Below are 14,269 nucleotides of genomic sequence, written 5' to 3' on the forward strand. Positions count from 1 at the left end.
AGTAATCCCATGCAAGAGTATCTTGATTTTTTTACAGACAGCCCCATGCTGGTCATTGTTTGGTTTGGTTTAGTGGTTGCCATTATTGCAATGAGCATTATGGCTAAGTTGAGCAAAGTAACTGTGCTTAGCACGCAAGAGGCAGTGACGCTTATCAATAAGCAAGAGGGTGTGGTTATTGATATACGAGGCGCCGAAGACTTTCGTAAAGGCCATATAGCCAATGCCATTAATGTGCCCGCCTCTCAGCTGAAAGAGAATAACTTAAACCTGATTAAAAAATATCAGGGTAAGCCCGTTTTGTTAGTCTGTGAAACGGGTGTCACAACAGCGAGTGTGGGTCGATTATTATCTAAGGGTGGCTTTGCACAGGTTAACACCTTACGCGGTGGTATGACCGAATGGCGCACTCAAAATTTACCCGTGACTAAACGTTAATTTTTAATACATTTAATAAGGATATCCCATGGCTGAAGAAGTAAACGGTGCAGGCGCTGAAGAGCAGCAACAAGTTGAATTTCAAATCCAGCGTATTTATCTAAAAGACGTGTCTTTTGAAGCACCAGGTACGCCGGTTGTTTTTCAAAAAGAATGGCAGCCCGAAGTAAAGCTAGACCTAGACACTAAGAGTTCTCGTTTGGGTGACAATATTTTTGAAGTGATTTTAACGCTCACAGTAACCTGTAAGCTGGGTGAAAACGAAACGGCTTACTTGTGCGAAATTCAGCAAGCGGGTGTGTTCACGATTGGCAATATGGCCGATCAGCAACTGGCGCACTGCTTGGGTGCCTTCTGCCCTAATGTTTTGTTCCCATATGCACGTGAAACTGTGAGTAGCTTAGTGGGCCGAGGTTCTTTCCCTCAGCTAAACTTAGCGCCCGTTAACTTTGATGCTTTGTTTGCGGCACACGTACAGCGTGCTCAAGAGCAGCAGCAAGCACAGCAGGCTGATGCCTAATGCATAACGACGCCGCCATCTCGGTATTGGGTGCCGGCTCTTATGGTACCGCCTTGGCCATTGCCCTTGCGCGCAATGGCCATAAAACCCTGCTGTGGAGCCATAGGGCTGAACAAGTTGCGACCCTATCAGCTGAGCGCTGTAATCGGGTGTTTTTACCCGATGCGGCTTTTCCTGATAGCTTGATACCCATAGCTGATTTGCAGCAAGCGGTGCAGGCTAGCCGTAATTTGCTTATTGTGGTGCCCAGCCATGTGTTTGCCGATGTGCTAAGACAAGTTAAACCCTTTTTGCGTCCAGACAGTCGTGTTGCTTGGGCAACCAAAGGTCTTGATCCTAATACTGGTGCATTGTTGCAAGACGTAACGCGAGATGTATTAGGTGAGCAAACGCCATTGGCCGTATTGTCGGGCCCTACCTTTGCTAAAGAGCTGGCCATGGGCTTGCCGACCGCGATTTCTTTGGCGGCTACTGAGCCCGAATTTGGCCAAGATTTAGCGGATTTATTGCACTGTGGCCGTTCATTTAGGGTGTATTTGAATGACGACATGGTGGGCTTGCAGCTAGGTGGTGCGGTTAAAAATGTGATTGCGATAGGAGCAGGCTTAGCCGATGGGTTAGGCTTTGGCGCCAATGCCCGCACCGCACTAATTACTCGTGGCTTGGCAGAGTTACAGCGCTTAGGGGTTGCCTTAGGTGCTCAGCACGAAACCTTTATGGGCATGGCCGGGCTTGGCGACTTAGTACTAACCTGTACCGATAATCAGTCCCGTAACCGTCGGTTTGGGTTAGCGTTAGGTCAGGGCAAAGATGTGCAAACCGCCATGGCTGATATTGGCCAGGTGGTAGAAGGGTATCGCAACGCCGCTGAAGTACAGCAATTGGCACAGCGCAATGGGGTGGAAATGCCCATTTGCGAGCAAGTGTATCAAGTCTTGTATCAAGGCAAAAATGCCAAAGAAGCCGCCATTGCTTTACTTAGCCGCCATCGTAAAGCGGAATAACTAAAAGCAGCGCCTAGCGCCCAGCACCAAGCGCCGAGCTAAAACGGTCCAATGAATTGGACCCTACAGAAGCCGAATTGCCATAAAAAAGGGAACCGTTTAGGTTCCCTTTTTATTTGGTAGTGCGGGGCCAACAGACTGTTAATTAGTAATAAGAGTGCTCGCCGCGTTCGTGATCTGTGGCATCACGCACGCCGGTAATTTCACCGGCAAACTGCTCAAGCAGTTGTTTTTCTATGCCATCTTTTAAAGTGACATCAATCATAGAGCAACCATTACAGCCGCCGCCAAATTGTAAAATGGCTAACCCTTCTGGTGTAATCTCGGTTAACACCACTTGGCCACCGTGGCTGGCAAGCCCTGGGTTAATTTGCGATTGCAACACATACTCAACGCGATCGGTTAAGGGGGCATCATCAGGCACCTGCGCCATTTTAGCGTTAGGCGCTTTTAGGGTTAACTGCGATCCCATTTGGTCGCTCACAAAGTCAATTTCAGCGTCTTGTAAAAAAGACTCACTTTGCTTATCAACCACAGCTTCAAAGCCGTTATACGGCAAATGTATATCATCATGCTCAACCGCATCCGGTGGGCAGTAAGACACCCCACACTCCGCATTTGGGGTGCCGGGATTGACCACAAACACACGAATATTAGTGCCTTCTGGTTGCTGCGATAGCAATTTACAGAAGTGTTCCTGTGCTGTTTCGGAAATATTAATCATCGCTATCCTCGTAAACCTGACTAGACAACTCAACTTTTATCATACTCTTGTTGCCCCTGCTTGAATAGCCGTTAACGGCCAAGAGTGCGGCATACTGCCCATACTTCTACTTTTACAACGCCTTGATCGTACAATAGCTGGGTCAGCTCGGCCATGGTACTGCCAGTGGTAATCACATCATCTAATAGCGCCACATGCTGATAAGAGATTGCACGGCAAGCAAAAGCTTGGTGCAAATTTTGTTGGCGCTCGCGGCGACTCAGGTGGGTTTGTGAGGCTGTTGAGCGCACGCGTTTTAAGCTGGTGCTATCTATAACAATCGGCAAGATATCTTGTATTCCACGAGCAATTTCATCGGCTTGGTTATAACCACGGCGCATTTTTCGCCACCAATACAAGGGTACCGGCATAACTACCTCTGGGTAGGGGGCGGTTACCTGACGCGCTAACAACTGGCCCAGTAAGCGGCCATTAAGTGCTCGCTGGTGATACTTTAAGTCATGAATTAGTCGCGCATAAGGAGGCTCAAAATCGGCAAGTACTTGCATGCGCTGCCACAGTGGTGGGTGGCGTTGGCACTGGCCACAGCTGGCATCGGCCACTGACAACGGAAATGCACATTGCGGGCAGGGATACAGCAAATACGGCAATTCAGCTTGGCACAAGTCACAAATAAGTGGCTGTTGCTGGCAGTCGTGCCGACACAGCAAACACTGGCCCCACCATAACGGGGGAGATTGTAAGCGAGTCAGCAAGCGTTTTATCATGGCGGCATAACCAGCAAAGGGTAATCTAATGAGTGTATACGTAGAAAGGCGAGGCCAGGGCCCAAACTTGGTGTTATTACACGGTTGGGGCATGAATAGTGCGGTATGGGACGGTTTAGCCATGCGACTAGAAAATGACGCTAGCCTATATCTAGTTGACCTACCCGGTTTTGGCCAAAGCGACGCGCTGCCCCCAGATGCCACTTTATCTGACTGGGTGCAGGCCATATTAGAGGTGGTGCCCCATCAAGCCACTTGGCTGGGCTGGTCGTTAGGGGGCTTGCTGGCAACACAAGCGGCATTGCTCGCGCCCAATAGAGTAAGTCAGTTGATCACTCTTGCCAGCTCGCCTTGCTTTGTCGCGAATGACACTTGGCCAGGTATTAAGCCTCAGGTGTTGGCCAACTTTGAACAGCAATTATTAGCCGATCATCAGGCGGTGGTTAATCGCTTTTTGGCGCTGCAAGCCATGGGCAGTGAGCATGCTCGCGAAGACATTCGTCAACTAAAAGCCAGTCTAGCCGCCAAACCGGCACCCAGCCCAACTGCTTTAGCGGCAGGCTTAGCCTTGTTAGGCGAGGTAGACCAACGCGCCCAGTTATGTGAGTTACGCATGCCTTTATTGCGCCTTTATGGTCGGTTAGACGGCTTAGTTCCTCACCAAGTTATTGTCAGGGTGGAGGCGTTACTACCAGAAGATGTTCAGTATCGGCACAGCCATATAGAAGCCAAAGCGTCCCACGCGGCCTTTATTTCTCACCCAGATGCCACCGCAGAGCGCATTAAGCTCTTCTTGCAGCAAAACTGACTCCAGCCAAACCATGTATTTGGTCGTTATTTTAACTGCAAAATAATATTCCGCTCTAAAGCTTCACACTGCAAACTGTAATTAGAAATGTCTAATTTACAACCTTGATCACATAATCGTTAATGTATTTCTCGTTTTCGTTAACGATTTAAGTCTGTTTTTTTACTTGTGAATACCTCGCCCTCTTATTTTAATCTTTATTAAACAAAGGTTTGTTGATTTTCCTGTGTCTTTTGGTGAGCGTTTGAACGACTTACTCTATGGTGCTGCTTATCACCTGAAAAAATAAATAATTTACATTTTTCACTGATATCGTTTACATTGGTATTGTTAACGTTAAGTTTCTGTATTGTGAATGAGGTGAGCATGAAGATTAAAATTATTAACCCTAATACTACCCAAGCATTTACTGATGCGCTGCAAACCTTGGGCAATGCTGTCTGTCAGCCTGATACTGAGATCGTAGCGATCAGCCCTATTAATGGGCCAAGTACCATCGAAAGCTTTTATGATGAAGCGCTAGCGGTACCTGGTGTGTTTGAAGAAATAATCAAAGGGAATAAAGAGGAAGGTGTCGATGCGTACGTATTAGCTTGTTTTGGTGACCCTGGGCTTTATGCTGCTCGAGAGTTAACGAGCAAACCAGTTCTTGGTATTGCTGAGGCAGCCTTTCATATGGCAGTGATGGCTAGTGCATGCTTTAGTGTAGTGACGACTTCAGCGCGAATGCGTTTTATGACAGAGCACTTAGTTACCCGTTACGGTTTTGATGCACAGTGTAAAAAAATACGCACCACGCCGATGCGAGTGGCTGATCTTGCTAATTCACCAGATGAAGCCGTGGCCAAAGTCATTGCGGAATGTATTTCGGCACGGGAAGAAGATCATGCTGAAGCCATCGTATTAGGCTGTGCAGGCATGTCACCGTATCGTGAAAAAATTGAACAAGCGGCAGGCATTCCGATCATTGACGGCACAGTAGCAGCGATTAAGTTGTGCGAGGCTATGGTGGGCATGGGTTTAGGTACTAGCAAGGTGTTGACCTTTAACTGGCCGCGCCCTGAGATGAAGACCAACTAATAGTAACAACTGGACGAAGAGATCTACTAGGGTCGAAGCCAGTGTGACGCAATGCTGAGGATTATATTATGTCTACGCAACATATAAAAATTGAAGGTGCCACCGCAAAGCATATTGATGCTGTGGAGCAAGTAGAGAGTAAGAAAGCAGGTGAAGAGTCACTAGCTCCGCAAAAAGTGAGGATTATGGGGCGATTTTCTTATCTGCTAGCTTGGTTTGGTGGGTGTGTCTCGATAGGTACATTTACTATGGGTTCGAGCATTGTCGGAACGCTTAACCTGACACAAACAGTAGTCGCGATTACTATTGGTTGTTTCATTATTGGTATCGCACTCGCTCTCAATGGTGCCGCTGGCTATCGGTATGGTATTCCTTTTATGGTGCAGGCGCGAGGCTCGTTTGGCTTTGCCGGTACGCGTCTCCCTGGCTTGGTGCGGGCAGTTCCTGCAATTGTTTGGTATGGCTTTCAAAGTTGGATTGGCGCCGGTGCGCTAAACGCAGTATCTGCGACTTTGTTTGGTTTTGACAACTTAGTACTTTTTTTCATCGTCTTCCAATTTCTCCAAATTGGGTTATCACTGTTTGGTTTTAAAGGAATTAAGTGGTTAGAAAACTTTGGAAGCGGCTTTATTCTACTTGCCTTAATGTACATGTTTTATAGTGTGATTAATCGCTACGGTGATGAGATTACAACTAATTTAGTGAATGTAGAAGGTACGTGGGGATTACCGTTCTGGGGCGCTACTATGCTGTTTTTGGGCATTTACAGCACTATGATGTTGAACGTTAGTGATTACTCACGCGAACTTAAAGAAGGTGCAAAACCTAGCTGGTTAACGGTACTTTATGCAATGTCTATTTTACCCTGTACCTTGTTTATGGGATTAATTGGCTTAATGGTATCGGGTGCTACTGGCATATCTGACCCTATTCAAGTGTTTTCTAGTGCGGTAGATAACCCTCCTTTGTTAATGATCACTCTATTGTTTATCGCCTTTGCTCAGGTCACAACTAACGTATTAAATAATGTGGTACCGCCTACTTACATATTGATGGATGTGTTTAAGCTGAAGTTTCGTACATCTACTACTTTAGTGGGGTTGTTAGCTTTTTGTACTTTCCCTTGGAAGTTAGTACGGGAAGACTCTGCGCAAGGGCTACAAATATTTGTACAAACCTATTCGGCTTTTTTAGGACCTATCTTTGCGGTTATGGTGGTGGATTACTTTATTCTTCGTCGCCGCAACTTAAATTTAGAGCACCTCTATAATGCTCAGGGCCCTTATAAAGGGATTAACTATGGTGCCTTTGCTGCGGTTGCCGTTGGTGCTACAGTGGCATTAACTTTCACTTCTATCTCTTGGTATGCCAGTTTGGTACCTGCTGGTCTTGTCTATTACTTGTTAATGCAATATTGGCAGCCATGTCAGCGCTTTCGCCAGTAAGGTGTAGTGATACCTGCTTATACAAACGATGAATGTGTTAATGTTATATTGAGCTATCGTTAGCAATAACTATCTGTCGGCGCTAATGCGTCGGCAGCTTTGTATTGGTAGAGTGTCTAATTAAATGGGTGAGAAGAGGCGAAAGATATGAGTAGTAAGGCGAATGATGTAGATAAGGCATACCAGCGTATTTGGGAAGCGATAGTGGCTCATAAATTACAGCCTGGTATTCGACTTAAAGAAGAAGAGCTAAGCGAAACCTTTGATTTAAGTCGAGGATTTGTAAGAAAGCTATTATTGCAATTGTCTTATCACAAGCTTGTTAATTTAGTGCCGAATAGTGGTGCTTTTGTAGCAGAGCCCTCACCCGAAGAAGCTCGAGAAATATTTCAAGCACGTCGGTTAATAGAAGCAGAGCTAGTGCGAGAGCTGGCAACCAACAGTACGGCCCAAGAAGTTAAGTTATTACAAGCTCATCTTGAGCAAGAGCATAATGCCTTAGAGCAGGGTAAAAATAGTTTACAAATTCGCCTTTCTGGTGAGTTTCATTTATTGATAGGGCAGCTGGCAAACAAGCCGGTTTTAACCTCTTTTTTACATGAGATCATTCCTCGTTCATCCCTCATCGTTGCTTTATATCAAGGGTCAAGACATATTCATAATAGTCACTCTGGTATGTTGTGCAATGAGCATAACGCATTATTAGAAGCAATAGAGAGTCATCAGGTAGAGAAAGCAGTGCAGTTAATGCTTGATCACCTAAACGAAATAGAAGCTCAACTACAATTAAACACTCAAATAGATGATGAGCACCATCTTAAGCATATTTTCACTGATATTTAATTGGTCTTTCAACATTTAGCAAGCTTGGCTAGCAAAACTCAACTGTTTATTCAGTTTGTTGATAGGAACGTGTTGTATGTTTTTTCATCACTCGAGCTGCTAATTCATGCAGCTTGGCTTATAGTAAATAGCGAAGGTGGGGGGATCAAAAGGGTGTTTGTCTAAATTGCTTAGCAAGCACACAAATGAGTACAGCAGGGAGTTGAGGGTGATGATAAATCCGATGATGATACCTACTATTGCTCCTGTGGCGGTAGACCCAACTAGCGAAACGGCCAAAACCGATAAATCTCGTCGGGCTAGCATGCCGGTTATTACTGCCATTATGCCTTACGCGGCTATTCGCCCGCGGCATAAAGACCGAGAACGCGACCGCCGCCAAGCTGCTTTTGAGGCATGGTTAGGCTTACGCCACGGAGAAGTCTGCTGGATTGGGACTAACGCAGGTATGAGCCGCCGATTGAATGTGATTAGCCAGCGTTATGCAAGCTCAGATGACGATGAAAGCCTTATGTTAGATGTAGAAGTCTAAGCTTGGGCCAATGCTATTCGCCTAAATTTATTGAGCTAATGGAGTTTATAAAGCATGTCTGATGTTGATTTTATTAAAACCACCATCGAGCTGGCGCGAGACAATGTGGCGCGAGGTGGCCAACCCTTTGGTGCCTTATTGGTGCAAGATGGCAAAGTATTGAGCGAGGGCGTAAACGAAAGCTATATTGATCATGACTGCACCGCCCACGCCGAAATTCAGGCGATTCGCAATGCCGGCAAGCAACATCAAACCAGTTCTTTTGTGGGTAGCACCATGTATGCCAGCGGCAAACCTTGTGCTATGTGCATGGCGGCGATGATCCAAGCGGGTGTGTCTAAGTTGGTATATTGTGCGGGTGACGATGTGGGCGAGAGCTACGGCTGGTCTACCGAATATTTATACGAGCGCATGCAGCGTGATTTTGGTAACCAAGGTATAGACACCACACACCTGCCATTAGACGAAAAAACACAAGTATTTGAGCTATATAAAGAGCAGCACGGTAAAGGCAACAACGAGCAAATGAAAGGTTAAAAGATAGCTGTAAGCCGTCAGCTATAAGCTATCAGCTAAAGACAGCGCCGAGCGCCTGGCGCCTAGCACCAAGCTCAACAAAAGACGGTGTTTGTATTTTAGCTCGGCGCTGCTCTTAAGCCGTCAGCTATCAGCGAAAGACAAATCGGCCGCTGTGTCTCAAATGCAATTTTGTGAGCTGGGGGCAGAATCTCGCTGGCAATATGGCCTTCTTTTATGGGATAAAAGAAGGCCATTATTTTTTGGGTTAACCGCTAGGAGCTCACCATCAAACACTTGATCTTGATTAACCCTAATAGCAATAGCGATACTACCGCTGCCATGGTGGCACAGGCGCAAGCCGTGCTGGGTAATAGTGTGCGTGTTATTGGTAAAACTAATACCCAAGCGCCGCCGTTACTTGCAAGCCCCGGTGATATGCAACTCGCCGAGCAGGGGGTATTGCAGTTAGGCATACAGGCCGAACAAGTGCTGCGCCATTTAGAACAAAACGGCGTCATTATAATTGCCGCCTTTAGTGATCCGGGGCTCGCGATACTCAGCGAGCGTGTATCGGTACCCGTGCTGGGTATTGGGCAAAGTACCTTGCAAGAGGCGGCCATGGGTGAGCGTCGCTTTGGCATTGTGACAATTACGCCTAATAGCGACTTATTAGCTTCATTTTACACACAGGCGGCCACGCTGGGTCTCAGTAATTTATATTGTGGTGCCCGGGTGACGCAAGGCGAGGCACAGCAGCTGTTAGCTAACCCAGAACAGCTTGATCTTGCACTGGCGAGCGCCATAGATGAGTTGATTAACGATGGTGCACAAGCCGTTATTCTCGGCGGCGGCCCCTTGGCTGCAGCGGCTGAGCGACTACAACCGCAGTTTAATGTACCCCTGCTTAATCCGGTGGCAGCGGCTGCACGAGCAGCGTTTAAGGACTAATACTGAGTTGCAGCTCCCTTTATCTGGCTTTGCTAGCAAAATAGCGTTCGGCTACAATATCGTGCCAGCGGAAACCGTGGCTGGCATGAGATACGTCTATCTCACTCTTTAGTAAAGAAAGTAAAACTCCGGGACGGGCCGGCTCTAGTATTAACTAAGAGCCATATATGGCTCGGGAGAAGCTTTTGTTTACCTTAAGTGCAGTTAAACGTCGCTTGCTGTATGTTGCCCTTTTTGAAGTGTTTGCCATTATCCTTTCTACTTTCATACTAATGGTGTTAAGCGATGGCAGCGCCGATGACTCTTTGCCGATAGCGATTATTATTTCTACCGCCGCTGTAATTTGGAATTATATTTACAACGCCTTATTCGAGCGGTGGGAAACCCTTGCCAATGTCACTAAACGCAGCTTGGCGATTCGCAGCCTGCATGCCGCTGGCTTTGAAGGCGGCTTATTTCTGTTTTGCTTACCGCTTTATATGCTGTGGTACGGGGTAGGGCTTTGGCAGGCGATAATGATGGAGTCGGCTTTACTGCTGTTTTTCTTAGTGTTTACCTTTGTGTTTACCCTTGCCTTCGATAAGGTCTTTACCTTGCCGCATCAGATGCGATCTGCAGAAATATCTCAGTAAGCATTTATGCAACTTTGATATCTGCCATATTTTAGGAAAGAGTGCACGAATGTAGAAGCCGCTTTAGCTGGCTGGTTTTACGTAGTAAAACAAAAACCATCAGGCAGCGCCAAGCCATCAGATAACCCCATCCCAAGCACAAGTTCACCCCCATACGCTGGTATTTTGTGTGTATGTAACAGCCGAATAAAGGGCCAGCTCCTCCGACACGCCGTGAATACCTCCTTGTAGGCTCCGCCGCGCCATCCTTGGCGCGGAGGGTCGGCTGAGCCGATCCCTTTATCCGGCTTTCGGCTGCGGAGTTGTCGGTTAGTTTTTGTAGTCCCGCGCTTTAACTGCGGGCTCTGCGAAGCAGAGCAGCATTAAGCTTTATCATCACAGGCAGCTTTGATGCCTGCCATATTTTAGGAGAGTGCACGAATGTAGAAGCCGCTTTAGCTGGCAGGTTTACGCAGTAAAACAAAAACCATCATGCAGCACCAAGCCATCAGATAGCCCCATCACAAACAGCTGTGATATCAACCTATCGCAGCAAAGCAGTTGCTTTGCGGTGGTCGCGCGTTTTAACCGTGAAATGGTGCGAAGCGCCATCCCATGCACAAGATCATTCCATACGCTGGTGTTTTGTGTAACAGCCGAACAAAGGGTCAGCTCCTCCGACACGCCGTAAATACTTCCATGTAGGCTCCGCCGCGCCCTCCTTGGCGCGGAGGGTCGGCTGAGCCGATCCCTTTATCCGGCCCTATGCTGCGGAGTTGTTTGTATGGTAGCTACAAGCAGAGCATTGCCTGGTAACATAGCTTGCATCAATCGGAGTTGAGCAAGTCCAAGGGATAAATAGATGCAGCAGATGGGTATTTATGAGCAGCTGATTACTCAGTTGGTTGATTCACGTTTAAATCGTGAACAGTTTTATGTGGGTGAGCGCGTATTAGAAACAGAGGAAGCATCAACTTGGTTATCGCGTTTTTTAAGTGGTATTTTGTCCCATGCAGTCGACTTGATTCCCAATGATGCTAACCGATTAGAACAGCAAATTGAGCTTGCTAACCAACTGCTGCTGTGGTTAAAAACTCAGCTTAATGATCCCGACTTCTTTGAAGAGAACTTACTGGAAAGCCAAGGTAAAGTTCTGACTGCCCTGTATAAGTTAGATAATCCGGTTGCGGCGGATCTTAAAAAATACGTCGCTGATATATTTCCATTAACGGGGCTTACACAAAGTGAACTGTTCTGCGGCAGTAACGCTGGGCTTTCATTAGAGTCTGAGCTGAAGCGGGAAATATTGTCGTCCGATAAAATCTACTGGTTGGTGTCTTTCATTAAGTGGACCGGCATTCGCATTTTTCGTAAAGAGCTGGAAGAATTTACCCGCAGTGGCCGCCAGCTCAAGGTGATTACTACTTCTTATATGGGAGCCACTGATGCTAGGGCGGTGGAGTTTTTAGCCGGCCTACCTAATACCGAAGTTAAGCTTAGCTATAACACTCAGAGTGAACGGCTACATGCTAAAAGCTATCTGTTTCTGCGTGATACAGGCTTTAATACTGGTTATATAGGTTCTTCAAATTTATCGCATTCAGCGCTAACCAGCGGCTTGGAGTGGAACCTAAAGATCACCTCTCAAGAAATCCCACATATTATTAAAAAATCCCTGAGTACCTTTGAAACCTATTGGGCTTCAAATGATTTTGAAGTGTTTGACGGCCAAGCTGAAAGTCAAACCAAGCTAACTACTGCGCTGCGCGAAGCGCGGGGTAGCTATGCGCCCGCTAATACGCACTTTTTCGACTTAAAGCCTTTTCCCCATCAGCAAGAAATACTGGAACAGTTAGCCGTTGAGCGTGACTTACATCAACGCTTTAGAAACTTAGTGGTGGCGGCGACCGGCACGGGTAAAACCTTAATTTCCGCTTTCGACTTTGCTCGATTTTTGCGTAATAAACCGGATGCCACATTTTTGTTTGTAGCCCACCGCCAAGAAATTCTGCAACAAGCCCAAGCTTCCTATCGGGGGGTGTTACGTAACGGTAACTTTGGAGAATTGTGGGTGGGCGGTGCTAAGCCTGATCACTACCGTCAGTTGTTCGCCTCTATTCAAACGCTTAATAATCAGCTCGAAGACTTGTCTTTATCTGCTGATTATTACGACTACATTGTGATTGATGAGGTGCACCACATAGCGGCTAGCAGTTATCGTGCCGTGCTGAAGTACTTTGCGCCACAAATATTATTAGGCTTAACGGCAACACCTGAGCGACATGATGGCAGTGATATTCTGGCCGACTTTAATGGTGTGATTGCCGCTGAAATTCGCTTGCCAGAAGCTATCAATCGCCGTCATTTATGCCCGTTTCAATACTTTGCGGTGGATGATGACACTGACTTGCGCAGTATACCTTGGAGTCGTGGTCGCTACGATATTGCTCAGCTTACTAACTTATATACCCACAATCAGGCGCGAGTGGATAAGATAGTGCAGAGCCTACAAGATATTGTTACCGATATCGGCAGTGTTAAGGCGTTGGCGTTTTGTGTCAGCCGTAAGCATGCCGATTTTATGTGTAAGCAGTTTTTGCTAAAAGGCATTAACAGCGATATTTTAACGAGTGATAACAGTGCTGAGCGTCAGCAAAAGCAGCAAGCACTGCGCTCCGGCCAAATTAATGTGTTATTTGTGGTCGATATCTTTAATGAAGGCGTCGATATACCTGAAGTAGACACATTATTGTTCTTGCGGCCCACCGAAAGCCTGACTATTTTCTTACAGCAATTAGGCCGTGGCTTACGACTGTCTGACGGTAAAGAATGCTGTACAGTTTTAGATTTTGTCGGCAACTCGCGACCAGAGTATGATTTTGCCGAAAAGTTTAGAGCTTTAGTCGGTAAAACCAATCGCGCCATTAGTGATGAGGTCAAGCAGGGTTTTCCGCACGCGCCGCTAGGCTGTCGCATTGAGTTGTCTAAGCGCACCCAAGAAATGGTGCTCGGCAATATCCGCAAGGCGACGGTGAACTTAACGCGCTTGCTGGGTTTGATCCGCCAGTTTTCCTCACATTCTGACTTGCCATTAACGCTGGCGAATTTTTTGAAAATTAACCCTAATTTAAAATTAGAAGACATCTATAAAAGAGGCAGGAAAGACGGCAGAAATAGTTTGGCTGGCTTAATTGAGCTGGCTAACCCTAGCCAAGATGGCATTAGCGCTGATGAAGAGTTAATAAAAGCTTATGAAAGCGCCATCAAAAATAGGCTGTTGAATTGTGACTGCTTTGGTTATCTGCAGTTTTTACGTGATCTCGCGGCTAACGATTTCACGCTAACCGAACAGATGGACGATCGTCATGCAGTGATGTGCCATTACGACTTTTGGCAAAAGTCCGGGCCAGTATTGGACTTTTCTACGCTGGAAGAAAGTTTGAGCGCGCTACAGCATCCCGTCTTGAAAACTGAGTTGTTAGATGTACTCGATTTGTTGATTAATCGCATTCGTCATGAGCAGTTCTCGCTGGTTAATTTGCCGCTTAATCCACTAAAAGGTCATGCTCGTTATACTCGAGAGCAAATTTTAGCAGGCTTTGGCGTGACCACGTTTGACTATCAAAAGCCGGCGCGAGAAGGGGTCTTGATGATTGCGGAGCAAAACGTTGAGCTGCTATTTGTCACGCTGAATAAGAATGAAAAACAATTTTCACCCACCACTATGTATCATGATTACGCCATTAATGAGCAGCTGTTTCACTGGCAATCCCAGAACAGTGCCCGGCCAGAGCGTGGTAAAGGCTTAAGTTATATTCAGCATCAGCAAACTGGTAAACGGCTGTTTTTATTTGTGCGCGAGCAAAGCAAAGATGAATACGGCGCTACCATGGCTTTCGTAAACTTCGGCGAAGTGGAATATGTCTCCCACTCTGGCAGTCAGCCGATGAACATTACTTGGCAGCTGAAAACAGCCATGCCAGCCTTTATGTGGCAGCAAGCGGCTAAATTAGCAGTGGGGTAAGAGAGC

14 protein-coding genes are annotated in these 14,269 nt (G+C 46.6%); 12 read left to right on the top strand and 2 right to left on the bottom strand.

The genetic code is table 11. From position 1 onward, the window contains the following. Positions 1-9: 9 nt before the first annotated feature. From J3U76_RS08290 to gpsA, 3 genes are read left to right on the top strand one after another with little or no spacing between them, the layout of a single operon-like run. Positions 10-438 carry a rhodanese-like domain-containing protein gene (locus J3U76_RS08290; RefSeq protein WP_208005499.1) on the top strand — a complete coding sequence of 143 codons (429 nt, stop codon included), beginning with the start codon at positions 10-12 and terminating at the stop codon, positions 436-438. Positions 439-466: 28 nt separating this feature from the next. Next, positions 467-958 carry a protein-export chaperone SecB gene (gene secB, locus J3U76_RS08295; protein ID WP_208005500.1) on the top strand — a complete coding sequence of 164 codons (492 nt, stop codon included), beginning with the start codon at positions 467-469 and terminating at the stop codon, positions 956-958. Further along, positions 958-1,962, top strand: coding sequence for an NAD(P)H-dependent glycerol-3-phosphate dehydrogenase (gene gpsA / locus J3U76_RS08300; RefSeq protein ID WP_208005501.1), 1,005 nt, complete (start codon positions 958-960; stop codon positions 1,960-1,962). Before secB ends, gpsA begins: the two co-directional genes overlap by 1 nt. 145 nt (positions 1,963-2,107) lie before the next feature. Here gpsA and nfuA read toward each other — a convergent pair whose 3' ends face one another. Both nfuA and J3U76_RS08310 read right to left on the bottom strand, forming a co-directional pair. Then, the gene (gene nfuA, locus J3U76_RS08305) at positions 2,108-2,686 is read right to left on the bottom strand and encodes a Fe-S biogenesis protein NfuA (protein WP_208005502.1); all 579 of its coding nucleotides are present in this window, start codon (positions 2,684-2,686) and stop codon (positions 2,108-2,110) included. Positions 2,687-2,757: 71 nt separating this feature from the next. Next, on the bottom strand, positions 2,758-3,453 hold the full coding sequence (locus J3U76_RS08310; protein ID WP_208005503.1) for a ComF family protein: 696 nt from the start codon (positions 3,451-3,453) through the stop codon (positions 2,758-2,760). A gap of 28 nt (positions 3,454-3,481) precedes the next feature. Here J3U76_RS08310 and bioH point away from each other — a divergent pair, with 28 nt between their 5' ends. The 9 genes from bioH to J3U76_RS08355 all read left to right on the top strand — a co-directional run bounded on the left by bioH (position 3,482) and on the right by J3U76_RS08355 (position 14,263). Then, a complete protein-coding gene (gene bioH / locus J3U76_RS08315; protein WP_208005504.1) occupies positions 3,482-4,261 on the top strand; it encodes a pimeloyl-ACP methyl ester esterase BioH in 780 nt (259 codons plus the stop codon). 366 nt (positions 4,262-4,627) lie between these two features. Beyond that, positions 4,628-5,341, top strand: a complete 714-nt coding sequence (locus J3U76_RS08320) for an aspartate/glutamate racemase family protein (protein ID WP_208005505.1) — start codon at positions 4,628-4,630, stop codon at positions 5,339-5,341. A 68-nt stretch (positions 5,342-5,409) separates the two neighbouring features. Further along, positions 5,410-6,786 carry an NCS1 family transporter gene (locus J3U76_RS08325; protein WP_208005506.1) on the top strand — a complete coding sequence of 459 codons (1,377 nt, stop codon included), beginning with the start codon at positions 5,410-5,412 and terminating at the stop codon, positions 6,784-6,786. A gap of 147 nt (positions 6,787-6,933) precedes the next feature. Continuing rightward, positions 6,934-7,629 (top strand): GntR family transcriptional regulator, encoded by a 696-nt coding sequence (locus J3U76_RS08330; RefSeq protein WP_208005507.1) that lies wholly within the window; start codon positions 6,934-6,936, stop codon positions 7,627-7,629. A 208-nt stretch (positions 7,630-7,837) separates the two neighbouring features. Further along, positions 7,838-8,161, top strand: a complete 324-nt coding sequence (locus J3U76_RS08335; protein ID WP_424022305.1) for a hypothetical protein — start codon at positions 7,838-7,840, stop codon at positions 8,159-8,161. Between the two features lie 54 nt (positions 8,162-8,215). Then, on the top strand, positions 8,216-8,698 hold the full coding sequence (locus J3U76_RS08340) for a nucleoside deaminase (RefSeq protein ID WP_208005508.1): 483 nt from the start codon (positions 8,216-8,218) through the stop codon (positions 8,696-8,698). Between the two features lie 282 nt (positions 8,699-8,980). Beyond that, entirely contained in the window at positions 8,981-9,628 is a 648-nt protein-coding gene (locus J3U76_RS08345) for an aspartate/glutamate racemase family protein (RefSeq protein WP_243454151.1), read from the top strand. Between the two features lie 167 nt (positions 9,629-9,795). Next, positions 9,796-10,260: a PACE efflux transporter gene (locus tag J3U76_RS08350; RefSeq protein ID WP_208005509.1), complete on the top strand. Its 465-nt coding sequence runs from the start codon at positions 9,796-9,798 to the stop codon at positions 10,258-10,260. A gap of 841 nt (positions 10,261-11,101) precedes the next feature. After that, on the top strand, positions 11,102-14,263 hold the full coding sequence (locus tag J3U76_RS08355) for a DEAD/DEAH box helicase (RefSeq protein WP_208005510.1): 3,162 nt from the start codon (positions 11,102-11,104) through the stop codon (positions 14,261-14,263). The last annotated feature ends 6 nt before the right edge of the window (positions 14,264-14,269 follow it).

The sequence above is a fragment of the Oceanisphaera pacifica genome (genome assembly GCF_017498065.1).
Taxonomy (GTDB): domain Bacteria; phylum Pseudomonadota; class Gammaproteobacteria; order Enterobacterales; family Aeromonadaceae; genus Oceanimonas; species Oceanimonas pacifica.

Bases quoted from the DNA above. Each gene is read 5' to 3' on its own strand.
- J3U76_RS08325 (WP_208005506.1), top strand. From the start codon at position 5,410: ATGTCTACGCAACATATAAAAATTGAAGGTGCCACCGCAAAGCATATT.
- J3U76_RS08350 (WP_208005509.1), top strand. From the start codon at position 9,796: ATGGCTCGGGAGAAGCTTTTGTTTACCTTAAGTGCAGTTAAACGTCGC.
- J3U76_RS08340 (WP_208005508.1), top strand. From the start codon at position 8,216: ATGTCTGATGTTGATTTTATTAAAACCACCATCGAGCTGGCGCGAGAC.
- gpsA (WP_208005501.1), top strand. From the start codon at position 958: ATGCATAACGACGCCGCCATCTCGGTATTGGGTGCCGGCTCTTATGGT.
- bioH (WP_208005504.1), top strand. From the start codon at position 3,482: ATGAGTGTATACGTAGAAAGGCGAGGCCAGGGCCCAAACTTGGTGTTA.
- J3U76_RS08330 (WP_208005507.1), top strand. From the start codon at position 6,934: ATGAGTAGTAAGGCGAATGATGTAGATAAGGCATACCAGCGTATTTGG.
- secB (WP_208005500.1), top strand. From the start codon at position 467: ATGGCTGAAGAAGTAAACGGTGCAGGCGCTGAAGAGCAGCAACAAGTT.
- J3U76_RS08310 (WP_208005503.1), bottom strand. From the start codon at position 3,453: ATGATAAAACGCTTGCTGACTCGCTTACAATCTCCCCCGTTATGGTGG.
- J3U76_RS08290 (WP_208005499.1), top strand. From the start codon at position 10: ATGCAAGAGTATCTTGATTTTTTTACAGACAGCCCCATGCTGGTCATT.
- J3U76_RS08355 (WP_208005510.1), top strand. From the start codon at position 11,102: ATGCAGCAGATGGGTATTTATGAGCAGCTGATTACTCAGTTGGTTGAT.
- nfuA (WP_208005502.1), bottom strand. From the start codon at position 2,686: ATGATTAATATTTCCGAAACAGCACAGGAACACTTCTGTAAATTGCTA.
- J3U76_RS08320 (WP_208005505.1), top strand. From the start codon at position 4,628: ATGAAGATTAAAATTATTAACCCTAATACTACCCAAGCATTTACTGAT.